Genomic DNA, 23,059 nt, shown 5'->3' on the forward strand with positions numbered 1-23,059 from the left:
ACCTCTGCCTTGTTTGATCTATTTTCAACTCATCTTCGCCTGTTTCGGCACCTGTGAAAGTGGTTTCACTCACATTTAACCGATCTCAATTGACCCTTTTCACCGAGTTGCGAGGAATAGCATGCTTTGCTCCGCCAGCTTGGTTAAAATTCCCCCACAAAGCAGCCACTTCAAGGATGACAAGATGGTTCACAAGCTCGGACGTACCCTCTTTCTGATCGCCACCATAGTGACCATACCCCTGCTGCTCCTGCAAGCAGTTTGGTTGGCCCTTCAGAGCACACCGCTCACATTGGCCATTATCTTGGCCACCACACTGCTTGGCATGATCCTGCTGTTGATGCTGGCCATCCGCACCATGGATGGCATGCTTCAGCATCAGGAGCTCACCTGGGTCAAGGCGATCAGAGGACGGGATCCCTCACAACTCGATGAGCCCGCTTCCCAGGAGGTGCTGCAACAGCTGCTGGAACAGTTCGAAAGCGCCGAGCAGAGCGCTCATCGCCAGCTGACCGAGCTCAGCAATCTGGCCACCACCGACGAGCTGACCCAGCTACTCAACCGCCACGCGTTTCGCCGAGACATGACAGAGTTGCTGCAGCGGGATCAGGACACCCAGACCGCGACCCTGGTGCTGATCCGTGCCACCGAGCTTGGCAAGATCAACGCCCAGCGCGGCTTCCAGTCTGGTGATGCCTACATCAAGGACATGGCGGCCCTTATCAAGCGGGTGGTAAGCCGCTTCCCGGGCAATCAGGTCTACCGCATTTCGGGGGCTGATTTCGCCGTGCTGGTGCAACCGGTGGCCAATATTCCTCCCCATCTGCTGGGGCAGGATTTGAAGGTGGCCTTCGATCACTATCAGGATCAGCACGAGCTGGAGAGCACCGGTTACTCGGGGCTGACCAAGCTCAGCAGCGGCCAGAAAATTGAAGCCGTACTGGCCAGAGCGGATCTGGCGCTGGCTCGCGCCCAGACCGAAACCATCAACGGCTGGGCCATCCAGCAGGATGACAGCGCCTCCGATCTGCAGGGCCAACACCACTGGCGCGACGTGCTGACCGAAGTGCTGGCGCAGGAGCGCCTCAGCTTTACCTATCAGCCGATCCAGCCCCTGCACCGCAGCATGCTGGCTTACAACGAGATCTACACCCGCTTCAGCGGCAATGACGGCACCGCCCTGCCCACCGACACCCTGTTTGCCATGGCGCAGCGGCTGGATATGGTGATGCGGCTGGAGCAGCTGGTCATTACCCACATCATGCGCCAGTATCGGGCCTTTGGTGCCAACCAGAGTCGCTGGGGGATCAACCTCTCCCCCAACCTGCTGCAAAACAGCGCCTTCCTGATCTGGCTTGACCGCCAGCTGCTCAAAGATCCCAATACCAGCGCCAATCTGGTGTTCGAACTGGATGAAGAGCATCTGGAACGCAACCTGACCGGCGCCAAGCGGGTGTTTGAACTGCTGCGCCGCAACGGCAGCCGCTCGGCCATCGCCAATTTTGGCAAGGGGATCGGCTCCTTTACCCTGTTTCGCGAGCTCAAGCCCGACTACATCAAGCTCGATCCTGCCCTGATCACCGGGCTGGAGCAGGATCAGACCAACCAGCAGTTCGTGCGGATGATCGTCGATGTATCGCATCGGATGGGGTGTCAGGTGATTGCAGAGGGGGTAGAACAGCTTGGCCAGAAACAGCTGCTGCAGGGGATGTACGTGGATGGTTTGCAGGGCTATCTGATCGCCCGGCCGCAACCGTTGCGACCGGATATCAGCCAGCTGGGGCTCTTTACTGAGGATGCTTCAGCTTCAAAAGGGTCAGAATGATGTCATTGAGCTGGCGATAGCGCTCCAGCTCTTTCTGATCGTACCGGGTCGCCAGCGTGGTGGGGTTGTGGCGGTTCTTGAGGTAACGGTTGATTTGCAGGCGATTGAACCCCGCCACCTGATAGACCTGGCCAAGCAGGGTATTGAGTTCATCGTGCTCCAGACCGGCTCTGGCCAGATAGTCCCCATCGGCGGGACTCTCGGTCTGGTGACTCCACTTGCCAATGCGACCACTCTCCTGCAGATAGCTGAGCCACTGTTCGATATAGAGAGGTTTACACCCCGCCAACAGGTTGAAAAAGCCCACCGCGTCGCAACGACAACCGCTCAGAAGCACGACCGCCAGCTGATCGTCATCGCACTGGAAGGTCACTGGTCCGGCTTGCGCCCAATCCAGGGCCTGCACCCGAATACTGGCCTTCTCACCCGCAGCTCCCGTTACGTCGAATACAAACATGGCGCTCCTCCCTTGGCAAAAGGTTGATGATGGACCATCCCCCTGACAGGTGCAAAGGCAAATCGGCTTTTAACTCATCAATCGGGCTATTCGACCATAAAAAAGACCGGCACCCTCACGGATGCCGGTCTTTGTCCCGATGGCCTGTGCGTTCAGGCCATCAATGGAGGCGCTTTCAGGCGTCCAGTTCAACCAGTGCCTTGGCCAGCTCGATGGGTTCGAGCTCCTGACCTTCCAGATCGGCGTTCCAGTTCGGGCCGACCAGTACATCGTCTTCATCCAGATCGTTGATCCAGATATCGAGAAACTCTTCCAGATCGATCACTTCCGGCTCGTAATCGGCCCACTCGTCGACGCAGTGCAGACGGGCGTCCTCTTCGGCAGACCAGAGCGGCATCACGTCGGCATCTTCAAATTCGGCGGAGCGGCAGACGACCCAGTCTTCCCCATAGCGCAGACCCCACACCTGACCCGACTCGCGGACTTGTTCGATAAACAGTTGGAAATTGGCGTCAAGGTTGTCGTTAAGCATGCTCATGGGATTCTCTCTTTCTTTCGGGTGCTGCGGCATTGTCGGGCGACAATACGATGGCCAAATGGTGTCGCAAAAGTGACATGGACTCAAGCATATTGGGGTTATTCCGGGAAAAAAGCCGGGATAACCCATATTTGCCTGCAAAAACGCCTCCCGATGGAGGCGTCTTGCAGATTCAGGAGATCAACGCTCCCAGTAAACCTCTTCCAGACTGTCCTCTTTCTCCGGCAAACCGCGGGAGAGACGGGGACTGCTCTGGGCCAACACCTCGTAGCTGACGCGGTTGGCGTATTTGCACACCTGGGCCAGTGAGGAGTAGGTCAGGAACTCGGAGATGTGCTTGGCGGAGTTGGGCACATTCATCCGGTGATAGGAGTTGGCCACCATGTCGTGCAGCACGGCGGAAAGGGCGCCATCCCCTGCCCCGTTGGTGTTCTTGATCTTCTCCGGGCCACCCATATACGGGGAGATGTGGGAGTAGATGCGGGCCGGTTTACGGCACTTGGCACGGGCCATCGGGCGGCTGAACTCATACATGTTGAACTCGGGGATAACGCCGGGCAGCAGGGTATGAGTGGTCTCGCGCTTGTAGTCCTCATCGGTGTAGCTCGCCATGTAGAGGCCGATGGGGCCAGCAGTACAGAGCACCATGTCGGCCCAGTCGAGCGCCTTGTCGGCAGCACCGAGCGGATCTGCGATGCCGGTCAGGGCTTCACCTTCGTCTTCGTTCATCGCCAGCACAGTCACGTTCTCGGCAATGAAGTCGCGCCACCACTGGGGGTTTTCGTCGATGACGAAACGGGTCCCCAGAGTCAGCACCACGGGAATACCGGCCTCACGGGCATAACGCACCGCGGTCATGGCCGCCTCTTTCATCGGATCACCATCGTCACCGCGTACCAGATAGGCGGTGATCACCAGAGCAGACGCCCCTTTGATCACATCCTCCGGAATATGCTGCACATCCAGCTGGTTCATCTTGCCGGCGTTGATGCCGAAGCTGCGCTCGCCGCACTCGGTAATGAAGGTGAAGCAACGGCCGATGGGGCCATCCACCGGCTGCAGATAGTCCAGATTGACGCGGGAAGAGGTGTTGCACAGATAACGGTAGGCGTAGCAGCCGATGCGAATATCCTGACTCATCACACCCAGCAGGATGGAGTGGGAATCGGCCAGCACCGAGTAGTTGTGTACCGTGTTGCCAATGGTGCCACCGGCAAACTCGCTCACCACCATGTTGTTGGCCTTGAGCTCGTCATAAATCCGTTCGGCTACATCGTCATTGATGACGACGGAGTGCCCCTTGCTCAGACCATAACGGGTCAGAAAGTCTTCATCCACATGGGCTTCGATATCAACCAGGGTCTGATCAATCCCGACCACGTAGGCTTTGCCCAGCTCGGTTAACAGGGGATTTTGCGGCACCAGGGGATCGCGTCTGTCGACAGGGAAGTAGTGTTTGGACTTGCGCTGACCGGGAAATTTCATGGCAATGTTCTGTGCTCTGGGGGAAAGAGGGGCGGGATTTTAACACAATCCGCCGCCCCGAAAAGTCGCCCTGTTTAAATAATGGAGTCAGTATAGACAAGGCCCGCAAGGAAAAACGTTTGCCTTTTCACCATAAAAAAACCACCCCGCCCGAGGTGGTTCAATAGCATACAAAGCGCCTGTTTTCAGGCGGCCGCCATGCCCTGCAACAGAGCCAGCACCGAGAAGAGGCCGAGGGCGAGCCAGAACAGCAAGGTGCCCAGAAAACGGGGCACATTGGGGGCTTTGGGGATCTGGATGCCGATGGCATGCAGGATGCGGCCAACCAGTAGCATGGCGCCACCGGCATGCAGCCAGAGCGCACCGGCACCGGAGAGCTCGCACAGCGCCATCAGCAGCAGAGTCAGCGGCACATACTCGGCAAAATTACCGTGGGCCCTGATCGCCGCCAGCAGCTCGGGGGCCTCCCCCTGCCCTATCATCACCCCGAACTGGGCGCGGCGTTTGACCACCCAGAAGGAGAGCCCCAGAAACAGCAGCCCAAGCAGGCCTGCGTAGATCAGCGTGATATGTACCATGACTCGACTCCTTGTTTGACTGACTGCCGGTCACTCATGCCAATTCGCGGCAGATGAGCGAGACCATCATCCTGATGTGGGCCTGATCGCTGTTGAGGGCCGGAATATATTCAAACCGCTCGCCACCGGCCTCCATGAAGATCTCCCGGTTCTGTACCTGAATTTCCTCGAGGGTTTCGAGGCAGTCGGCCGCAAAGGCAGGACAAATCACATCGAGCCGCTTGATGCCCGCTGCAGGCATACCGGCGATGGTCACGTCGGTGTAGGGCTTGAGCCACTCCTCCTTGCCAAAGCGGGACTGGAAGCTGGCTGTCCACTGTCCTGCCTCCAGCCCGAGCGCCTCGGCCAGCAAGCTGGCGGTATGGCGACACTGGTGACCATAGGGGTCCCCTTCGTTCTCGTAGCGCTCGGGAATGCCGTGGAACGACATCAGCAGGTGATCACCCTGACCGTGCTGCTCCCAGTGACGGCGCACGCTCATGGCCAGCGCCTGAATGTATTCGGGGTGGGCGTGATAATCACGAATGAGCCGTACCACCGGCAGATTGCGTTCTCTCTTCATCGCCTTGCCCCAGGCATCAAAGACCGAGGCGGTGGTACTGACCGAATATTGCGGATAGAGCGGCAACAGGATCACCCGGTTGACCCCTTTGGCCTTGAGCGCCTGCCAGCCATCATTCACTGACGGGGAACCATAGGTCATCGCCAGCTCCACCGGCACATCGACCCCCTCCCGCTTGAGCTCCTGCTCCAGTGCGGCGCGCTGCTGCTTGCTTATCACCATCAGCGGCGAGCCCTGCTCGGTCCAGACCTGCTGATAGAGCTTGGCCACTTTGGGCGAGCGCGTCGGCAAGATGATGAAGTGGAGCAGCGGACACCAGAGGTAACGGGGCAGGTCCACCACACGGGGATCGTGCAGGAACTGGCTGAGGAACGCTTTGACGGCAGCGGTGGTCGGTGCGGCTGGGGTACCCAGATTGACCAGCAATATTCCGGTTTTCGTGGTCACGTTAGCTTCCTGTCTATCTGTCATTATGCAAAAAGGGCCCGACAGGGCCCTTCTCTTTATTTATCTGATGGCACGGGAAAAAGTGCCGGCAGCAAAGATCAGCCCAGAATGGTGGCAAGCTGCTTGCTGACCAGATCAACCGGCTGGGTGCCGTCGATCTTGACGTAACGGGTGTGGCCCGCTTCCGCCTCTTTGCCGTAGAAACCGATCAGCGGCGCGGTCTGCTGATGATATACATCCAGACGCTTGCGTACTGTGGTCTCTTCGTCGTCGGCGCGGATCACCAGATCTTCACCGGTCACGTCATCCTTGCCTTCCACTTTCGGCGGGTTGAACACCACGTGGTAGGTACGGCCGGAGCCGGAGTGAACGCGACGGCCGCTCATGCGCTTGACGATCTCTTCGTCCGGCACATCGAACTCCAGCACGAAATCAACCACGACACCGGCGTCCTTCATGGCTTGCGCCTGGGGAATGGTGCGCGGGAAACCGTCCAACAGGAAGCCTTTGGCGCAGTCCGGCTGAGCGATGCGCTCTTTGACCAGACCGATGATGATGTCGTCAGAGACCAGCTGACCTGCGTCCATCACAGCTTTGGCTTTCAGACCGAGCTCGGTGCCCGCTTTGATCGCCGCACGCAGCATATCGCCGGTGGAGATCTGGGGAATACCGTGTTTTTCCATGATGAACTGAGCCTGGGTACCTTTGCCGGCGCCCGGAGCCCCCAACAGAACAATGCGCATACACGCTCCTATTGATTGGTTATTCAAATCTTGCGAAGGCAAAAAAGTACACGGTTTCGCCCGTTTCTACAAGGGTGAGCCACTTGAATGAGCACTTTATCACCACAATAACCGGCTGATCGAACAGGATTTCATCGCAAGGGGAAGACGCAAAAATAGCCAGGGATTCAGCATAGAGCGCCAAAAGCAGGAAGGAGGTACGGCAGAAAAAAAGATCCCGGCTCAGGGCCGGGAATTGCGCTCAAAAGTAACTACTTGTCGCTCGTAGTAGGAACAGGGCAATAGTAGTTTGCCCCCTGTGCGTCAACAACTGTCAGATGTGACAGGCAGGCCGCTATGGAACCGGAACTGCGGATCCGGCGAGCAGATTAGCTCGGCTTCCAGCTTGCCAAAGAAGGCCACCCGCTCGCTGATATCCTCCCCTGCGTACTGTTCAGCCAGGCTCAGGTAATCCTGATAGTGACGCGCTTCGGAGCGCAGCAAAGAGACGTAGAAGCGGCTCAGCTCTTCGTCCAGATGGGGCGCCAGCTTGGCAAAGCGCTCGCAGGAGCGGGCCTCGATATAGGCGCCGATGATCATCTTGTCGACTATGGTGGCCGGCTCATGGGTGCGCACATGCTGCATCAACTGATGGGCATAGCGGGAGGCCGTCACCGGCCCGTATTCGATGCCGCGGGCCTGCATGATCTCCAGCACCTGCTCGAAGTGGTGCAGCTCCTCCTGAATGAGCCGCACCATGGGAAACAGCAGCGGATTGCGTTCCAGCTCGGCAAAGACGGTGCGATCAGACTCCCCCATGCTGCGTTTGCCCAGGATCTCGGCCTTCTCCGGAATGGCATCCAGCTCGCGATAGAACTCCAGCTTGGGCAGCAGATGACGCTTGCCCTTGGGCAGGCAGTAGCGGCGCACCAGACTGTGTGCAGTGAGTGCGGCCTTGGTCTCGCAGTTGGCGTGATCGATGAGCAGGGTCGGTAAACGGGCCGGATCCCGCGCCATCTCTACCCACTCATCCGGGGTCTCGCACTGCAAAAACTGGCGCACTGGGGCTAGCAGATCATCCATCTGAACTCTCGTCTCTTAAAAGCGTATCGATCATATATATTGCCGCCTATGCTAGCGGATCCCGCTGGCCATGCCCATATCCGGCAAGATAAACGGATGTTTTTCAGACAGATACACCCTACCCCTTCTGGCGGTGCGAGGTAGAAACGACAATGGGGGCCACTGGCCCCCATCTCGCTATCCCATCCGGCAAAACCGCAAACGTTTAACTGCCTTCGTTAAAAATTTCCAGATTGCTGGTGCCTTCCTGCCATTCACGCACCGCTTTGGTGTCATCGTTGCGCAGGGCGTTGAGGTGATCCAGATAGGACTGGTCCACATCGGAGGTGACGTAGTGGCCATTGAACACCGAGGTCTCGAAGTGACGCAGATCCGGGTTGATCTCCCGCACGGCGGCTTCCAGATCTTCCAGATCCTGGAAAATCAGACCGTCAGCGCCAATCAGCTTGCACACTTCTTCCACTTCGCGACCGTGGGCGATCAGCTCGTTGGCGGTGGGCATGTCGATGCCATAGACGTTGGGGAAACGAATTTCCGGCGCCGCCGAGGCGAAGTAGACCTTGGCTGCCCCCGCTTCACGGGCCATCTGGATGATCTGCTCGGACGTGGTACCACGCACGATGGAATCATCCACCAGCAACACCTTCTTGCCCTTGAATTCGGAGCTGATGGCGTTGAGTTTGCGGCGCACTGACTTCTTGCGCTGGGTCTGGCCCGGCATGATGAAGGTACGGCCGATGTAGCGGTTCTTCACGAAGCCCTGACGGTATGGCAGATCCAGGGTGTGAGCGATCTCCAGCGCCACGTCACAGGAGGTCTCGGGGATGGGGATAACCACATCGACGTCGAGATCTTCCCACTCGCGGGCAATCTTCTGACCCAGCTTGCGACCCATGTTGAGGCGGGCAGCGTAGACCGAGACCTTGTCGATGCACGAATCGGGACGAGCGAAGTAGACGTATTCGAAGATGCAGGAGCTCATCTGCGGGTTCTCCGCACACTGCTCGGAGAAGAGCTGGCCCTGCTCGGTGATGTAGATGGCTTCACCCGGCGCAATATCCCGCACCGTTTCGAAACCGATGGCGTCGAGCGCCACGCTCTCGGAGGCGAGCATGTACTCCACCTGGCCCTGCTCGTCCTGACGACGACCGAGGATCAGTGGGCGAATGCCGTTGGGATCACGAAAACCGATGAGACCATGGCCAATCACCAGCGAGACCACCGCATAAGCACCGCGGATCTGCTGATGGGTTCTGCGCACCGCGGCGAAGATATCTTCGGGGCGCAGGGCCATCTTGTCACAGCGATCCAGCTCGTGGGCCAGCACGTTCAGCAACACTTCCGAATCGGAGGTGGTGTTGATGTGACGACGGGCGACCTTGAACTGCTGCTCCTTGAGCTCCTTGGCGTTGGTGAGGTTGCCGTTATGGGCCAGCACCATGCCGTAGGGCGAGTTCACATAAAAAGGTTGGGCTTCAGCGGCACTTGAGCTGCCTGCGGTGGGGTATCTGACATGACCTATGCCGATGTTCCCTTGCAGACGCTGCATGTGGCGCACTTCAAACACGTCCTTCACCAGGCCATTGGCCTTGCGTTGCCGGAAGTTTCCACTATCAATGGTCACGATCCCGGCGGCATCCTGTCCCCTGTGCTGCAACACCGTCAAGGCGTCGTAGAGGGCCTGATTGACGGGGGTGGTGCCAACTATACCGACAATACCACACATGTCTTTGCTACCTCGAAGTCACTATACCTGTTTAAGAAAACTGGATGAGTTCAACATGAACCCGAAAAACCACTGGATCACCGGCTTGAACTCCGGCACCAGCTTGGACGCCACCCACCAGTCGCTCTGGGAGAGGCTGGTGAAGGTATCCATGAAAAAAAGCAGGGCACTGACGATCAGCACCCCGCGAATTGCACCGAAGCAGACCCCCAGCACCCGATCGGTACCGGAGAGACCCGTCTTGTCCACCAACAGGCCCACCACATAGTTGACCACGCTGCCGAGGATCAGGGTCGCCACAAACAGCGCCGCGATGGCCAGGCCGTTGCGAACCAGCGCGTCGGAGAAGGAGGTGAAATAGACGGCGAGATCGGGATAGAAATGGCTGGCAATAAAGAAGGCGACGAACCAGGTGACAAGAGACATGGCCTCCTTGACGAAGCCGCGCACCAGGCTGATGAGAGCAGAGAAACCGACGATGCCGATGATGGCGTAATCAATCCAGACCATAGAAAAAGATGTCCTGCGAAATTGCGGCGCAGTCTAACAAAAACGATTGCGCATTGCTTGATAAAAATGTGTTAACTGTTCAAAGCGACGCCGAAAAGCCGCATTTTTTCAGCACTAAAACGGTTGAACGGCGCCAGAATGCACAACGCCATGGCAATGCCATGGCGTTGTGGTCTGCGGCGTGAACTTACCCGATGTGGGTCAGGCCACCCATGTAGGATTGCAGCACAGCCGGGATGGCGATGCGCCCATCTTCCTGCTGGTAGTTCTCCATCACGGCAACCAGGGTACGACCCACCGCCAGACCGGAGCCGTTCAGGGTGTGCAGCAGTTGCGGCTTGCCATCGATGCGCACGCGAGCTTGCATGCGGCGCGCCTGGAAGTCGGTGCAGTTGGAGACAGAGGAGATCTCGCGGTAAGTGTTCTGGGCCGGCAGCCACACTTCCAGATCGTAGGTCTTGGAGGCGCAGAAGCCCATATCACCGGTAGAGAGCGCCATCACGCGATACGGCAGCTCCAGCAGTTGCAGCACCTTCTCGGCGTGACCCACCATCTCTTCCAGTGCATCCCAGGATTTCTCCGGGTGAACCAGCTGTACCATTTCAACTTTGTCGAACTGGTGCATACGGATGAGGCCACGGGTATCACGACCGTAGGAACCGGCTTCAGAGCGGAAGCAGGGGCTGTGGGCGGTCATCTTGATCGGCAGCTCTTGGGCGTCAAAGATCTCGTCACGGGCCATGTTGGTGAGCGGCACTTCGGAGGTCGGGATCAGAGAGAACTTGCGCACCTTGCCCTCTTCTTCCCCTTCACCTTCGATACCGGTATTGAACAGGTCCTGAGCAAATTTCGGCAACTGGCCGGTGCCATAGAGGCTGTCCGGGTTCACCAGATAGGGCACGTAGCACTCGGTGTAACCGTGTTGCTGGGTGTGCAGATCCAGCATGAACTGAGCCAGGGCACGGTGCAGACGGGCAATCTGACCCTTCATCACCACGAAACGGGTACCGGAGAGTTTGACGCCGTTCTTGAAATCAACGCCCTTGGCCGCTTCGCCCAGATCGATGTGATCGCGTACCGGGAAGCTGAACTCGCGCGGGGTACCCCAGCGGCGCACTTCCACGTTGTCGTTCTCGTCACGGCCCACCGGCGTGGTCTCGCTTGGCAGGTTGGGGATGGCGTCGGCAATGGCTTTCAGCTGGGCCAGCAGGGCATCCAGCTCGACCTTGCTGGTTTCCAGCTCGTCGTTGATCTTGGTCACTTCGGCCTTGAGCGGGGCAACATCTTCACCACGACGGGCAGCTTCACCGATGGATTTGGAGCGGGCGTTGCGCTCGGCCTGCAGCTCCTGGGTACGGGACTGCAGATCCTTGCGTTTCTCTTCCAGAGCGTTGACAGCCGCTACGTCCAGAACGTAGCCACGTGTCGCCAGACGAGCGGCAGCCTCTTCGATATCGCTGCGCAGATATTTGGGATCCAGCATGGTTTACCTACTTTTTTAAAATGGGATCTGGGCCTGAGTCGTCATGACGGGCTGGGAAACAGATCCGGAAGTTAACATCGGTTGGCGCACCCCAATCGTCTTCAGAATCGGGCCTCAACAATCAGGCCTTCGAGATCAAGAAGATGGCGCAAGGCCAAGACAAGCGGGGTCAGACGGGCAGTGTAGCAGACCGCCCCCCCGCCCGAACAGGGACTATTTATGTCGTTTTTACCGACTTTGGCACGCAAACCGTCCTGCATATTCAAACGCCTGACCAATTTTCAGCCATGCGAGGTAACAAAGGGGCTATTTGCCCCGTTGCTGCGGACTTTGCCTGTCCAGTTCATGGAGGTAATCGAGCTTCTGACCAATCTGCTTTTCAAGGCCGCGATCGGTGGGCTGGTAGTACTGCTTGCCCGCCAGCTCGGGCGGGAAATACTGCTCGCCCGCAGCATAGGCGCCCGGCTCGTCATGGGCGTAGCGATACTCGGCGCCATAGCCCAGATCGCTCATCAGTTTGGTCGGCGCATTGCGCAGGTGCACCGGCACCTCGAAGTCAGGGAGGTTTTTGGCATCATGAAGCGCCGCCTTCCAGGCGGTATAGACCGCATTGCTTTTCGGGGCGCAGGCGAGATAGACGATCGCCTGGGCGATGGCCCGCTCCCCTTCCGCCGGCCCGACCCGATGGAAACAATCCCAGGCCGACAGGGCGACCTGCATGGCACGGGGATCGGCATTGCCCACATCTTCCGAGGCAATCGCCAGCAAGCGGCGGGCAATATAGAGGGGATCGCAACCGGCGCTCACCATACGGGCATACCAGTAGAGCGCCGCATCCGGCGCCGAGCCGCGAATGGATTTGTGCACCGCCGAGATGAGGTCGTAGAAGTGATCGCCCCCCTTGTCGAAGCGGGCCACATGTTCCCCCACCACGGCGGCGAGCAGGGCACTGTCGATCACCCGCGCCCCTTTGCTGTCGGTTTCGGCCATGTCGGCCAACAGCTCCAGATAGTTGAGGGATTTGCGCCCGTCCCCATCCACCGCCTTGGCCAGCGCCTCTTTGACGCCGGGGGCAAAGGTAAGCGCCGGATCATTGAGACCACGAGGATCAGTCATCGCCTGATCGAGCATGGCGAGAATATCGCTCTCCTCCAGTCGCTTGAGCAGATAGACCCGGGCTCGTGAGAGCAGTGCGTTGTTGAGTTCGAACGAGGGGTTTTCAGTGGTGGCACCGATAAAGGTGATGGTGCCATCTTCGATGTGGGGCAGGAACACATCCTGCTGGCTCTTGTTGAAGCGGTGCACCTCATCCACAAACAGGATGGTGCGCACTCCGCGCCAGCTGTTCTCCTTCGCCTTGTCGATAGCGGCACGGATCTCCTTGATACCGGAGGTGACCGCAGAGAGTCGCTCCACTTCCGCCTGACAGTAGTGAGCCATCAGCTCCGCCAGCGTGGTCTTGCCGGTACCGGGCGGCCCCCACAGGATCATCGAGTGGCAGTGACCCGCCAGAATGGCTTTGCGCAGGGGCTTGTCAGCCCCCAGGATATGTTGCTGACCGATATACTGGTCGAGGTTTTGCGGCCGCATCCGGGCCGCCAGCGGACGAAAGTCCGATGAGAAATCCAGCGACAAGTTGCTCATCTGTATTGACCACCCAACGTCACGTCACTCGCCTTTGACTGGCGCAGTGGCGAGCAATCCAACGACCGCTTGCTCATTAGCGCTGGTCGTCCAGCTCGACCCCCTTCGGGATCTTGAAGACAAATTCGTTACCCTTGAGCACCGGCTTGCGGTTGAAGCTGCTCAGGGTGAATTCACTCCACTGCCCCTGCGCCTCTTTCACATCGAAACGACTGATGTTGTCTTGTCTGTCGAAGGTGACACGGAAGGAGGCGATCAGCTCATCCTTGTTACGGCTGGTGACGGTGTAGACATCCCCCTGCTGGGTCACGTCATAGTTCTTCCAGAACTTGTCGTCATTGCCAGCGATCAGAATAAAGGGGGTGTTGAGCACCGCATCTTTCAGCTTGAGGGCGGTCACCTGCTCGACGAAGGGATCATAGACCCAGACATCTTGACCATCAGCCACGATCAGACTCTCGTCCGGCGAGGTGGTGTGCCAGTTGAAACGGTTTGGCCGCTGCACCAGCAGATCGCCGCTGGCCTTTTGCAGCTCCTTGCCCTTGCTGTCATAGACGGTTTGGGCAAATTTGGCGGAGAAGAGGCTCACCCCCGCCAGCTTCTGTTTGAGATCACTGGCCGCATCGGCCCACACCTGGCTGCTGGCCATCAGCAGCACGGTACCCATCAACAGTTGTTTTTTCATCACGCTCTTCATAAAGACGCTCTCGATAAAAGGCCACGCCCGCGGAGGGCATGGCCAGGGATAGTATGAAACGGTGAGGCTTAGTCCCGCACCGGCGGCGGTGCCAGCACGTCGCGCTGACCATTGCCACCCGGTGAGCTGACGATGCCCTGATTCTCCATCTGCTCGATGAGACGGGCTGCCCGGTTGTAACCAATCTTGAACTTGCGCTGGACGCTGGAGGTCGAGCCACGGCGGGACTCCACCACAAAAGCGACCGCTTCGTCGAACAGGGGGTCCAGCTCTTCATCGCCACCACCGCCATATTCGCCGCTGCCACTTTCGCCACCCGACTCACCGGAGAGGATCTCCTCGATGTAGTTCGGCTCGCCGCGCAGTTTCCAGTCTGCCACCACCTTGTGCACTTCGTGGTCATCGACAAAGGCACCGTGTACCCGGGTCGGGTTGGAGGTACCGGCCGGCATGTAGAGCATGTCGCCCATACCAAGCAGGGATTCAGCCCCCCCCTGATCGATGATGGTGCGCGAGTCGATCTTGCTCGATACCTGGAACGAGATACGGGTCGGGATGTTGGCCTTGATAAGACCGGTAATCACATCCACTGACGGACGCTGGGTCGCCAGAATAAGGTGAATACCGGCGGCCCGCGCCTTCTGGGCGATACGGGCGATCAGCTCTTCCACCTTCTTGCCGACGATCATCATCATGTCGGCAAATTCGTCCACCACCACCACGATGTGGGGCAGTTTCTCCAGCTCCGGCGGCATCTGATCCATGGAGTCACCCGGGCGCCACAACGGATCCAGCAGGGGTTCCCCCTCCTCGATGGCGGCCAGCACCTTGTCGTTGTAGCCCTTGAGGTTGCGCACCCCGACCGCCGACATCAGCTTGTAACGGCGTTCCATCTCGCCCACACACCAGCGCAGGGCGTTGGCGGCGTCCTTCATGTCGGTCACCACCTCGGTCAGCAGATGAGGGATCCCTTCGTAGACGGAGAGTTCCAGCATCTTGGGGTCGATCATGATGAAGCGCAGATCATCGGGGGATGACTTGTAGAGCATCGAGATGATCATGGTGTTGACCCCCACCGACTTACCGGAACCTGTGGTACCGGCCACCAGCAGGTGCGGCATCTTGGCCAGGTTCACCACCACCGGCTCGCCGGCGATGTCCTGACCCAGGCCCATGGTGAGCGGGTTGCGGCTATCGCGGAAAGCATCGCAGTCGAGGGTTTCGCGCAGGTAAACGGTCTGGCGCACCCGGTTGGGCAGCTCGATCCCCACATAGGTTTTACCCGGAATCACTTCCACCACCCTCACGCTGCTGGCAGACAAGGAGCGGGCCAGATCGCGCGAGAGGTTGGTGATCTTGCTCGCTTTCATGCCCGGCGCCAGATCCAGCTCGAAACGAGTAATAACCGGGCCCGGATAGACACCGACCACCTTGGCCTGCACGTTGTAATCGGCAAGCTTGGCCTCCACCAGACGCCCCATGCGATCCAGCTCATCCTTGCTCATCATCTGGGTCTTGGCGGGTGGACGGTCGAGCAGTTCGATACTCGGCAACGGCGGCAGCGTAGATTGCGGACGACGCTTGGGCTTGGTCGGTGCGACGGCTACCGGCGCGGCAACCTCGTCGTCCCCTTCGGCCCACGGCAGATCCAGATCGTCCTCATCATCGTCATCGGCCACAGCCAGTACCGGCTGGCGGCGCCCATTGGCAGCCGCCACCGCACGTTTAGGCTTGGCAGCCGGAGCCGGCTCATCATCTTCATCATCAAACTGGGGATCGAACTCGAAGGTATCGTCGTCGAGTTCCGGCAGCCACTCTTCGGCGGCAGCCTTCTGGTTCTTGGCCTTGGGCTTGCGAGTCCAGCTGGTGTGCGGCTCATCTTCCTCGTCATCAAACGCGATGGCCCCTACCCCGCCTTCCAGCAAGGGATCCGGCCCCTCGTTGCGGGGTTGACGCCAGCCACCGGTCAACCAGCGGCCAAGGGTGGTCGGGAAGTGGTAAACAGCGCTGACCGAACCGGTGCAGGCCGCACCGATCTGCTCGACGATGGTGAGCCAGGACCAGCCGGTAAACAGGGTAATGCCGGTTGCCACGAAGCAGAGCAGCATCAGGTTGGCCCCGACGCCGCCAAACAGCGGCACCACTGCAGAAGCGATCACATCCCCCACCAGACCACCGGCGGAGAAGTTTTGCATATCGTTGAAGTTCATGCTGGCAATGGCCGACATGCCGAGCACAGTCAGGATAAAGCCGATGATCCGCACCCCCAGGGTGAGGTAATCCACATCGAGCAGACGGCTCGGACGCCAGAACAGACTCCAGCCCAGCAGTACCACCAGCGGCGGCACCAGATAGGAGAAAGCACCAAAGGTAAACATGGTGATGTCGGCGAGCCAGGCACCGGCACTACCGGCGAGGTTCTTCACCTCCCCTTGCCAGGAGGTCTGGGACCAGCCGGGATCAGCGGGATGATAGGACAACAGGGCAAGCAGAAGATAAGCAGCCATCAGGGTGATGGCGATCAAGACGGCTTCGAAGATCCGTTGTGTACCTGATAAAGGAGTAAACAGCTTTTTATCGGCCAAACTCCGGCTCCTTTCTGAAAACATGTAATGCAGGAAATAAGGGGGCCTAGTATCCCCGAAAAGCCCATCGATTGTCAGCCAGAGCCTGATGGGACGGGGCCATATTTGCAATTATCTTTACAAGAAGAAACGAGCGGACCGGCCGCTCGTTTCTGACTGTCATGGTGTCTCATATGGAAAAGATACCACGGCATAACCTGCTTTATCGGGTGCTGATCACCAGACGACTGCTCTGCTTGACCTCTTCCATCACCACATAGGTGCGGGTGTCATTGACACCGGGCAGACGCAGCAGGGTTTCCCCCAACAGACGGCGGTAAGCCGACATGTCGCTGACTCGGGTCTTGAGCAGATAGTCGAAGTCACCGGAAACCAGATGACACTCCTGGATCTCTTCGAGTACCTGAACAGCCTTGTTGAACTGTTCAAACACATCAGGCGCCCCGCGATTGAGGGTTATCTCTACGAACACCAGCAGAGATGCGTCCAGATAATGAGGGTTCAGAATAGCGGCATATCCTTCGATATAACCTTGTCGCTCGAGGCGACGAACCCGTTCCAGACACGGTGTAGGACTCAGGCCAACTCGCTTGGACAACTCAACATTCGAAATCCTGCCATCCTTTTGCAGTTCATTAAGAATGTTGCGGTCAATCCTGTCCAAATCCTTTAGCCGACTCTTAGCTTCCATCATTTTATTCCATCCTTTGGCTATTTTTTGGTAAGAATCACCAGTCATTTTATAATTATGGTCACAAATCCTGTCAATACCTGAATATACTAGGCGCAAATGTTGATTAACATTTTGGCAACATGAAACACCAATCTATAGACGAGGGATAGCATGATTATCGGTGTACCTAAAGAGATAAAAAACCATGAATACCGCGTAGGCATGGTTCCGGCCAGTGTACGTGAACTGACAGCACGAAACCATACTGTTTTCGTCCAAAGCGGTGCCGGAAACGGCATTGGCTTCAGCGATGCAGATTATATCGCTGTTGGAGCCGAAATTTTGGCCTCTGCAGCAGAGGTTTTCGCCAAAGCCGAGATGATCGTCAAGGTCAAGGAACCTCAGCCTGTCGAATGTGCCATGCTGCGCCCGGGTCAAACCCTGTTCACCTATCTGCATCTGGCGCCAGACTTGCCCCAGACCGAAGCCCTGCTGAAAAGCGGCGCCATCTGTATCGCCTATGAAACCGTCACCGACGGCCGTGGCGGCCTGCCCCTGCTGGCCCCCATGTCGGAAGTGGCCGGACGCATGTCTATTCAGGCGGGTGCCCAAGCGCTGGAAAAATCGCGCGGTGGTAGCGGTGTGCTGCTCGGCGGCGTACCCGGTGTCGAACCGGCCAAGGTGGTGATCATCGGTGGCGGCGTGGTCGGCTCCAATGCAGCCCGCATGGCCATTGGCCTGCGCGCAGATGTGACCATCCTCGATAACAACGTCGATACCTTGCGTCGTCTCGATAACGAGTTCCAGGGAGCAGCCAAGGTAGTTTACTCCAACAGCGAGACGCTGGAGCGCCATCTGCTGGCGGCCGATCTGGTCATCGGCGGCGTGCTGGTGCCGGGTGCCACTGCGCCAAAACTTGTCAGCCGTGACCACATTGCGCGCATGAAGCCGGGTTCTGCCATCGTCGATGTGGCCATCGATCAGGGCGGCTGTGTGGAAACCTCCCACGCCACCACCCACCAGGATCCGACCTATATCGTCGATGAGGTGGTGCACTACTGTGTCGCCAACATGCCGGGGGCGGTGGCCCGCACCTCGACCGTGGCGCTCAACAATGCCACCCTCCCCTTTATCATCAAGCTGGCCCAGCAAGGGTATCGTCAGGCACTGCTGAGCGACCCCAACCTGTTGCACGGGCTCAACGTGATGGAGGGCAAGCTCACCTGCAAGGAAGTGGCCGTGGCACATGGCCTTGCCTACACGGATCCCTTGACCCTGCTGAACTGATCTGCGCTGGCCTGCGCCAGTTGGAGATGAGTGAAAATCCGCCCGCGATGGGCGGTTTTTTTATTCCTTTATTTTGCATGTCACCCCTTGTGAACACGATTAGTGCAATCGACTCACCAGCCTTTGACCCCGGATCACGAATTACCTACAATCGCGCAAACTCATCACATCCCGGAAATGACATCATGAGCCAAGTCACTCACAGCAAATTGCTGATCTTAGGGTCAGGCCCAGCTGGTTACACCGCGGCCGTCTACGCCGCCCGCGCCAACCTCAATCCCCTGCTCATCACCGGCATGCAGCAAGGGGGTCAGCTGACCACCACCACCGAAGTGGAAAACTGGCCAGGTGATCCGGAAGGGCTGACCGGCCCGGCCCTGATGGAGCGCATGAAAGAGCATGCAGAGAAGTTCGATACCCGCATCCTGTTTGATCATATCAACAGTGTCGAACTGACTCAGCGCCCGTTCCGCCTCAAGGGCGACAACGGCGAATACACCTGCGATGCCCTGATCATCGCGACCGGCGCCTCCGCAAAGTATCTGGGTCTGCCCTCCGAAGAGGCCTTCAAGGGGCGCGGCGTCTCCGCCTGTGCCACCTGTGACGGTTTCTTCTACCGCAATCAGGAAGTGGCGGTGATCGGCGGCGGCAACACCGCTGTTGAAGAAGCCTTGTATCTGGCCAACATCGCCAAGAAGGTGCACCTGATCCACCGCCGCGACGAGTTCCGGGCCGAGAAGATCCTGATCAAGCGTCTGCACGACAAAGTCGCGAGCGGCAATATCGTGCTGCACACCCACCAGACCCTGGACGAAGTGCTGGGCGATCAGATGGGGGTCACCGGTGTGCGCCTGCGCAACACTCAGGACAACAGCACCAGCGAGCTGCCGCTGATGGGCGTCTTCATCGCCATCGGCCACCAGCCCAATACCCAGATCTTCGATGGCCAGCTGGAGATGCAAAACGGCTATCTGAAGGTACGCGGCGGCCTCGACGGTTTTGCCACCCAGACCAGCATTGAAGGTGTCTTCGCTGCCGGCGATGTGGCCGACCACAACTACCGTCAGGCGATCACCTCTGCCGGTACCGGCTGCATGGCAGCCCTCGATGCCGAACGCTACCTTGACGCGCAATAAATAAGCGCAGTTGTGATATAAGGCATACCAGTCGGTATGCCTTTTTTATTTAAAGGAGTCTAATGAAACAGAAGATATTGATTGTCGAAGATAGCCTGACCATCCGCCGTATGCTGACTCAGGCCATTGCCCAGCAAACTGGCCTCGAGATTGACGCCTTCGATACCCTCGAAGGTGCCCGTCACTGCCGGGGCGAGGAGTATGTGGTCGCGCTGGTGGACCTGACCTTGCCGGATGCGCCCCGTGGCGAAGCGGTCAACGAGCTGCTGGCTCGAGGTTTGCCGGTGGTGATCCTCACTGCCGACATCAGCGAGGATAAACGTGCCGCCTGGCTGGAAACCGGCGTGCTGGACTATGTGATGAAGGATTCGCGCCACTCGCTGCAATATGCCGTCAGTCTGGTGCACCGCCTCTATCTCAACCAGTCGATCGAAGTGCTGGTGGTCGACGACTCACGCACCTCCCGTCACCGCACCATGGCCCAGTTGCGCAAGCAGTTGTTGCAGGTGCATGAGGCCAGTCATGCCCGTGAAGCGATGGCGATGCTGGAGCAACACCCGGACATCCGGCTGGCACTGGTCGACTACTATATGCCGGATATCGATGGCATCAGTCTGGTGCGGATGCTGAGAGAGCGATACAGCAAGCAGCAGCTCGCGATTATCGGGATCTCGGTCTCGGACAAACGCGGTCTCTCTGCTCGCTACCTCAAGCAAGGCGCCAACGACTTTCTCAACCAGCCGTTCGAGCCGGAAGAGCTGCAGTGTCGGGTCAGCCACAATCTGGAAGCGCTCGAGCAGTTCAACAGCATTCAGGAGTCAGCCAATCGCGACTACCTGACCGGTCTCTACAACCGGCGCTACTGGTTCAACGAAGGGCAAAAATGGTTTGAAGAGCATCAGCGCCAGCAGACGCCTCTTGCACTCTGTGTGCTCGATGTGGATCACTTCAAGCAGGTCAACGATCACTGGGGCCATGCCATCGGCGATCAACTGCTCTGCCATCTGACCCGGCTACTGACCCAGTTCTTCCCCGATGCCATGATCGCCCGGTTTGGCGGAGAGGAGTTTGCCATGATGGCGCCTCACTGTACCGTCCCCGTGTTGATCAAGCGTCTTGAAGGGCTGCGTCAGCAGCTGCGCCAGCAACCCTTGTCACCGGAAACCCCGCTCTTTGTTCGCGCCAGTTACGGCGTGATCAGCGTCGGGCGGATATCCATGGACGAGGCGCTGAGCGTAGCGGATCGGCTGCTCTATCAGGCAAAGAACACCGGTCGCGACAAGATAGTCTCTCAAGAGATAACTATCTGAATCCTCAGGGCATCAGTCCCGTGTATTACCGCCCGACAGACTTTCCGACAGGAGAGTCTGCGGGTTCCTTTCCTGCCACAGTCTCCCCATCACCATGACTATCGAAAGTCAGTAAGTCTTGTCGACCCGCACCCCATCATCGAAGTAGAGAATGCGCACCTTGTCTCCATTGGCAAAGACCATGGCGGGATCATAATCCTGGATCACGTTGATAAGGGCATTTTGCTCGTTGCGGATCAGCAGCTCCACCAACTTGTTTTCCACCACGGTTCCCCCGGACTGGTATTGCTGCGCAGCCGCAGCACCAGCGAGCGCCCCGACGGCGGTGGCGATCTCACGGCCATGACCGCCGCCAAACTGGTTGCCCAGCAGGCCGCCCAACACGGCACCACCCAGCGTCTTCCAGCCAGAGTGCTCGGACTCCAGGATCTGGCGCTGGGTAATATTGCGCACCGTTTCGACCTGACCAAACACCACCTGATTGACCGGCCGCGCGGTATTGCGCTGGTAGACCTCCGCCCCGGCGGGCGCCGTGACAAAGCAGAACAAGCTGGATACTATCAGGATAATGGCCTTCATCTATGAACCTCGTTGCCTTATGTCTCGCTATCTTACCCAACTGGATGATGAGCTTTGCTGGTTTCCCGACCCCAGCCATGCGCTGGAAGAGCCCAACGGCTTGCTGGCGATCGGCGGAGACCTCTCCCCGGCCAGATTGCTGGCAGCTTACCACAAGGGGATCTTCCCGTGGAATGAACCCCACCAGCCGACCCTGTGGTGGTCACCGGATCCCCGCGGGGTGATCCGTCCCGACCAACTCCATGTGGGACGGACACTGCAGAAGATTATCCGCCGAACCCCATTCGATATTTCCGTCAATCGCGCCTTTAATGAAGTCATTACCGCCTGCGCCGCCCCTCGTCGCACTGCCGATGGCACCTGGATCAGTCAACCCATGATCGAGGCCTACCAGCAGTTGCACCGGCTGGGTCATGCCCACTCTATCGAGATCTGGCAGGAGGGAGAGCTGCAAGCGGGACTGTATGGCCTCTCTATCGGCCGACTGTTTTGCGGTGAATCCATGTTCAGCCGGATTGATAACGGCGCCAAGCTTGCCATGGTGGCACTCTGTCGCCACTTCGCCCGCCATCGCGGCGCTCTCATCGATTGCCAGATGCAGAACCCGTTTCTGGCGACCCTGGGTATCGAGGAATGGCCACGGGCCCGTTTTCTGGCTGAGCTGGCGCGCCTTGGCCATCAACCACTGTTGGCTTCCTGCTGGCAAGAGGGGGAGATCAGCCTATGACTGAAGAAGTGATCCTTAAAGTAGGGCTGACTCCCAAGCATCCCTGCAGTTATCTGGACCATGAACAGGAGCAGTTGCTGGTGCTGATGGATCACAATCTGCTCAACGCCAACGGTTACGAGCGATTGTTGACTGCCGGTTTTCGCCGCAGTGGCAACGACATCTATCGCCCCCACTGCCCGGCGTGCCATGCCTGCCAGTCCCTTCGTATTCACAGCGAACGCTTTCGTCCCAGCCGCGGCCAGAAGCGGATCCGCCAGCTCAACAGGGATATCGAGATCGTCCTGAGCTACGATGACAAACCCGAGTATTACCTGCTCTACGAACGCTATATCCGCGAACGCCACCACGATGGCAGCATGTATCCCCCCAACCGCAGCCAGTATCGCGGTTTTCTCCATTGTGACTGGATGCCGCCACTCTATCTAGAGATGCGCAAGGAGGGCCGTCTTATCGGCGTGGCCACCACAGACCTGCTACCCCACTCCTTGAGCGCCATGTACACCTTCTTCGATCCGGATTATGCCGATCGCTCCTTGGGCACCTTTGCCATCCTCTGCCAGCTCGATCTGGCCAGGAGAACCGGGCGAAGCTGGCTCTATCTTGGCTATCTGGTAGAGGCGTGTCGCAAGATGAATTACAAACGCAATTACCTCCCTCACGAGCTGTTAATTCAGGGGGAATGGAAAAATATCGACACCAAGCCCGAGTAAACTTTACACATAGCCTTAAATCCGGCATGATCCAGCGGTTTTTTGTTGTGGCTTATCAAGAGGATTCAATGGCTAAAGAAGACAGTATTGAGATGCAGGGCACTATTCTCGAAACCCTGCCCAATACCATGTTCCGTGTGGAACTGGAGAATGGTCACGTGGTTATCGCTCATATTTCAGGCAAGATGCGCAAAAACTACATTCGTATCCTGACTGGAGACAAAGTAACGGTAGCACTGACTCCCTACGATCTCTCCAAGGGACGTATTGTTTTCCGCTCTCGCTAAGCCAG

At 58.2% G+C, this 23,059-nt stretch carries 23 protein-coding genes; 8 read left to right on the forward strand and 15 right to left on the reverse strand.

Going from position 1 to position 23,059, the window contains the following annotated elements:
• Positions 1-184 precede the first annotated feature (184 nt).
• Positions 185-1,825, forward strand: coding sequence for an EAL domain-containing protein (locus tag I6L47_RS04370; RefSeq protein WP_031227665.1), 1,641 nt, complete (start codon positions 185-187; stop codon positions 1,823-1,825).
• Here the strand turns inward: I6L47_RS04370 and I6L47_RS04375 are convergent.
• From I6L47_RS04375 to I6L47_RS04415, 9 genes are all read right to left on the reverse strand, one after another.
• Positions 1,788-2,282, reverse strand: a complete 495-nt coding sequence (locus I6L47_RS04375) for a hypothetical protein (RefSeq protein WP_042055706.1) — start codon at positions 2,280-2,282, stop codon at positions 1,788-1,790. The two genes, I6L47_RS04370 and I6L47_RS04375, sit on opposite strands and share 38 nt — an antisense overlap.
• Before the next feature lie 175 nt (positions 2,283-2,457).
• Complete coding sequence (locus I6L47_RS04380; protein ID WP_005337077.1) at positions 2,458-2,820, reverse strand: DUF2750 domain-containing protein; 363 nt, start codon at positions 2,818-2,820, stop codon at positions 2,458-2,460.
• A gap of 180 nt (positions 2,821-3,000) precedes the next feature.
• Positions 3,001-4,305 (reverse strand): inosine/guanosine kinase, encoded by a 1,305-nt coding sequence (locus I6L47_RS04385; protein WP_005337079.1) that lies wholly within the window; start codon positions 4,303-4,305, stop codon positions 3,001-3,003.
• A gap of 185 nt (positions 4,306-4,490) precedes the next feature.
• On the reverse strand, positions 4,491-4,883 hold the full coding sequence (locus I6L47_RS04390) for an MAPEG family protein (protein ID WP_005359993.1): 393 nt from the start codon (positions 4,881-4,883) through the stop codon (positions 4,491-4,493).
• A 34-nt stretch (positions 4,884-4,917) separates the two neighbouring features.
• Entirely contained in the window at positions 4,918-5,892 is a 975-nt protein-coding gene (gene hemH, locus I6L47_RS04395) for a ferrochelatase (RefSeq protein ID WP_042080404.1), read from the reverse strand.
• A 98-nt stretch (positions 5,893-5,990) separates the two neighbouring features.
• Entirely contained in the window at positions 5,991-6,635 is a 645-nt protein-coding gene (adk, locus tag I6L47_RS04400; protein ID WP_005337083.1) for an adenylate kinase, read from the reverse strand.
• A gap of 303 nt (positions 6,636-6,938) precedes the next feature.
• Entirely contained in the window at positions 6,939-7,697 is a 759-nt protein-coding gene (locus I6L47_RS04405; RefSeq protein WP_216948761.1) for a tRNA-(ms[2]io[6]A)-hydroxylase, read from the reverse strand.
• Positions 7,698-7,902: 205 nt separating this feature from the next.
• Positions 7,903-9,423: an amidophosphoribosyltransferase gene (gene purF / locus I6L47_RS04410; protein ID WP_005351229.1), complete on the reverse strand. Its 1,521-nt coding sequence runs from the start codon at positions 9,421-9,423 to the stop codon at positions 7,903-7,905.
• A gap of 21 nt (positions 9,424-9,444) precedes the next feature.
• Positions 9,445-9,933: a CvpA family protein gene (locus I6L47_RS04415; protein ID WP_005337086.1), complete on the reverse strand. Its 489-nt coding sequence runs from the start codon at positions 9,931-9,933 to the stop codon at positions 9,445-9,447.
• An 8-nt stretch (positions 9,934-9,941) separates the two neighbouring features.
• Between I6L47_RS04415 and I6L47_RS04420 the strand changes: the two genes are divergently transcribed.
• A complete protein-coding gene (locus tag I6L47_RS04420) occupies positions 9,942-10,118 on the forward strand; it encodes a hypothetical protein (protein WP_162519556.1) in 177 nt (58 codons plus the stop codon).
• 2 nt (positions 10,119-10,120) lie between these two features.
• On the opposite strand, the gene serS is transcribed toward I6L47_RS04420, so the two are convergent.
• The 5 genes from serS to lrp form a co-directional block, all read right to left on the reverse strand.
• Positions 10,121-11,416 carry a serine--tRNA ligase gene (gene serS / locus I6L47_RS04425; RefSeq protein ID WP_216948762.1) on the reverse strand — a complete coding sequence of 432 codons (1,296 nt, stop codon included), beginning with the start codon at positions 11,414-11,416 and terminating at the stop codon, positions 10,121-10,123.
• A 306-nt stretch (positions 11,417-11,722) separates the two neighbouring features.
• Positions 11,723-13,060 carry a replication-associated recombination protein A gene (locus I6L47_RS04430; RefSeq protein WP_216948763.1) on the reverse strand — a complete coding sequence of 446 codons (1,338 nt, stop codon included), beginning with the start codon at positions 13,058-13,060 and terminating at the stop codon, positions 11,723-11,725.
• Positions 13,061-13,136: 76 nt separating this feature from the next.
• Positions 13,137-13,745: an outer membrane lipoprotein chaperone LolA gene (gene lolA / locus I6L47_RS04435; RefSeq protein ID WP_041202312.1), complete on the reverse strand. Its 609-nt coding sequence runs from the start codon at positions 13,743-13,745 to the stop codon at positions 13,137-13,139.
• Positions 13,746-13,825: 80 nt separating this feature from the next.
• Entirely contained in the window at positions 13,826-16,342 is a 2,517-nt protein-coding gene (locus I6L47_RS04440) for a DNA translocase FtsK (protein WP_302056615.1), read from the reverse strand.
• Positions 16,343-16,544: 202 nt separating this feature from the next.
• Positions 16,545-17,036 (reverse strand): leucine-responsive transcriptional regulator Lrp, encoded by a 492-nt coding sequence (gene lrp, locus I6L47_RS04445; RefSeq protein WP_005300047.1) that lies wholly within the window; start codon positions 17,034-17,036, stop codon positions 16,545-16,547.
• Between the two features lie 150 nt (positions 17,037-17,186).
• Between lrp and ald the strand changes: the two genes are divergently transcribed.
• From ald to I6L47_RS04460, 3 genes are all read left to right on the forward strand, one after another.
• A complete protein-coding gene (gene ald, locus I6L47_RS04450; protein ID WP_058059143.1) occupies positions 17,187-18,302 on the forward strand; it encodes an alanine dehydrogenase in 1,116 nt (371 codons plus the stop codon).
• A 185-nt stretch (positions 18,303-18,487) separates the two neighbouring features.
• Positions 18,488-19,438: a thioredoxin-disulfide reductase gene (gene trxB, locus I6L47_RS04455; RefSeq protein WP_019445530.1), complete on the forward strand. Its 951-nt coding sequence runs from the start codon at positions 18,488-18,490 to the stop codon at positions 19,436-19,438.
• Positions 19,439-19,500: 62 nt separating this feature from the next.
• Complete coding sequence (locus I6L47_RS04460; protein ID WP_216948765.1) at positions 19,501-20,748, forward strand: diguanylate cyclase; 1,248 nt, start codon at positions 19,501-19,503, stop codon at positions 20,746-20,748.
• A 108-nt stretch (positions 20,749-20,856) separates the two neighbouring features.
• Here I6L47_RS04460 and I6L47_RS04465 read toward each other — a convergent pair whose 3' ends face one another.
• Complete coding sequence (locus tag I6L47_RS04465; protein WP_005359981.1) at positions 20,857-21,327, reverse strand: glycine zipper 2TM domain-containing protein; 471 nt, start codon at positions 21,325-21,327, stop codon at positions 20,857-20,859.
• 19 nt (positions 21,328-21,346) lie between these two features.
• Between I6L47_RS04465 and aat the strand changes: the two genes are divergently transcribed.
• From aat to infA, 3 genes are all read left to right on the forward strand, one after another.
• Positions 21,347-22,054, forward strand: coding sequence for a leucyl/phenylalanyl-tRNA--protein transferase (gene aat / locus I6L47_RS04470; protein WP_019445527.1), 708 nt, complete (start codon positions 21,347-21,349; stop codon positions 22,052-22,054).
• Positions 22,051-22,767 carry an arginyltransferase gene (locus I6L47_RS04475; RefSeq protein WP_019445526.1) on the forward strand — a complete coding sequence of 239 codons (717 nt, stop codon included), beginning with the start codon at positions 22,051-22,053 and terminating at the stop codon, positions 22,765-22,767. The genes aat and I6L47_RS04475 overlap by 4 nt, the downstream gene beginning before the upstream one ends.
• 68 nt (positions 22,768-22,835) lie before the next feature.
• Positions 22,836-23,054 (forward strand): translation initiation factor IF-1, encoded by a 219-nt coding sequence (gene infA, locus I6L47_RS04480; RefSeq protein ID WP_005300033.1) that lies wholly within the window; start codon positions 22,836-22,838, stop codon positions 23,052-23,054.
• The last annotated feature ends 5 nt before the right edge of the window (positions 23,055-23,059 follow it).

Source organism: Aeromonas sp. FDAARGOS 1417 (assembly GCF_019046985.1).
Taxonomy (GTDB): Bacteria; Pseudomonadota; Gammaproteobacteria; order Enterobacterales; family Aeromonadaceae; genus Aeromonas; species Aeromonas veronii.

Excerpts from the sequence above, each read along its gene's own strand:
- I6L47_RS04405 (WP_216948761.1), bottom strand. The coding sequence starts at position 7,697 with ATGGATGATCTGCTAGCCCCAGTGCGCCAGTTTTTGCAGTGCGAGACC.
- I6L47_RS04375 (WP_042055706.1), bottom strand. The coding sequence starts at position 2,282 with ATGTTTGTATTCGACGTAACGGGAGCTGCGGGTGAGAAGGCCAGTATT.
- I6L47_RS04390 (WP_005359993.1), bottom strand. The coding sequence starts at position 4,883 with ATGGTACATATCACGCTGATCTACGCAGGCCTGCTTGGGCTGCTGTTT.
- lolA (WP_041202312.1), bottom strand. The coding sequence starts at position 13,745 with ATGAAAAAACAACTGTTGATGGGTACCGTGCTGCTGATGGCCAGCAGC.
- I6L47_RS04475 (WP_019445526.1), top strand. The coding sequence starts at position 22,051 with ATGACTGAAGAAGTGATCCTTAAAGTAGGGCTGACTCCCAAGCATCCC.
- lrp (WP_005300047.1), bottom strand. The coding sequence starts at position 17,036 with ATGATGGAAGCTAAGAGTCGGCTAAAGGATTTGGACAGGATTGACCGC.
- ald (WP_058059143.1), top strand. The coding sequence starts at position 17,187 with ATGATTATCGGTGTACCTAAAGAGATAAAAAACCATGAATACCGCGTA.
- infA (WP_005300033.1), top strand. The coding sequence starts at position 22,836 with ATGGCTAAAGAAGACAGTATTGAGATGCAGGGCACTATTCTCGAAACC.
- adk (WP_005337083.1), bottom strand. The coding sequence starts at position 6,635 with ATGCGCATTGTTCTGTTGGGGGCTCCGGGCGCCGGCAAAGGTACCCAG.
- trxB (WP_019445530.1), top strand. The coding sequence starts at position 18,488 with ATGAGCCAAGTCACTCACAGCAAATTGCTGATCTTAGGGTCAGGCCCA.
- I6L47_RS04415 (WP_005337086.1), bottom strand. The coding sequence starts at position 9,933 with ATGGTCTGGATTGATTACGCCATCATCGGCATCGTCGGTTTCTCTGCT.
- I6L47_RS04380 (WP_005337077.1), bottom strand. The coding sequence starts at position 2,820 with ATGAGCATGCTTAACGACAACCTTGACGCCAATTTCCAACTGTTTATC.
- I6L47_RS04370 (WP_031227665.1), top strand. The coding sequence starts at position 185 with ATGGTTCACAAGCTCGGACGTACCCTCTTTCTGATCGCCACCATAGTG.
- aat (WP_019445527.1), top strand. The coding sequence starts at position 21,347 with ATGTCTCGCTATCTTACCCAACTGGATGATGAGCTTTGCTGGTTTCCC.
- I6L47_RS04465 (WP_005359981.1), bottom strand. The coding sequence starts at position 21,327 with ATGAAGGCCATTATCCTGATAGTATCCAGCTTGTTCTGCTTTGTCACG.
- I6L47_RS04460 (WP_216948765.1), top strand. The coding sequence starts at position 19,501 with ATGAAACAGAAGATATTGATTGTCGAAGATAGCCTGACCATCCGCCGT.
- purF (WP_005351229.1), bottom strand. The coding sequence starts at position 9,423 with ATGTGTGGTATTGTCGGTATAGTTGGCACCACCCCCGTCAATCAGGCC.
- I6L47_RS04385 (WP_005337079.1), bottom strand. The coding sequence starts at position 4,305 with ATGAAATTTCCCGGTCAGCGCAAGTCCAAACACTACTTCCCTGTCGAC.
- serS (WP_216948762.1), bottom strand. The coding sequence starts at position 11,416 with ATGCTGGATCCCAAATATCTGCGCAGCGATATCGAAGAGGCTGCCGCT.
- I6L47_RS04430 (WP_216948763.1), bottom strand. The coding sequence starts at position 13,060 with ATGAGCAACTTGTCGCTGGATTTCTCATCGGACTTTCGTCCGCTGGCG.
- I6L47_RS04420 (WP_162519556.1), top strand. The coding sequence starts at position 9,942 with ATGTCCTGCGAAATTGCGGCGCAGTCTAACAAAAACGATTGCGCATTG.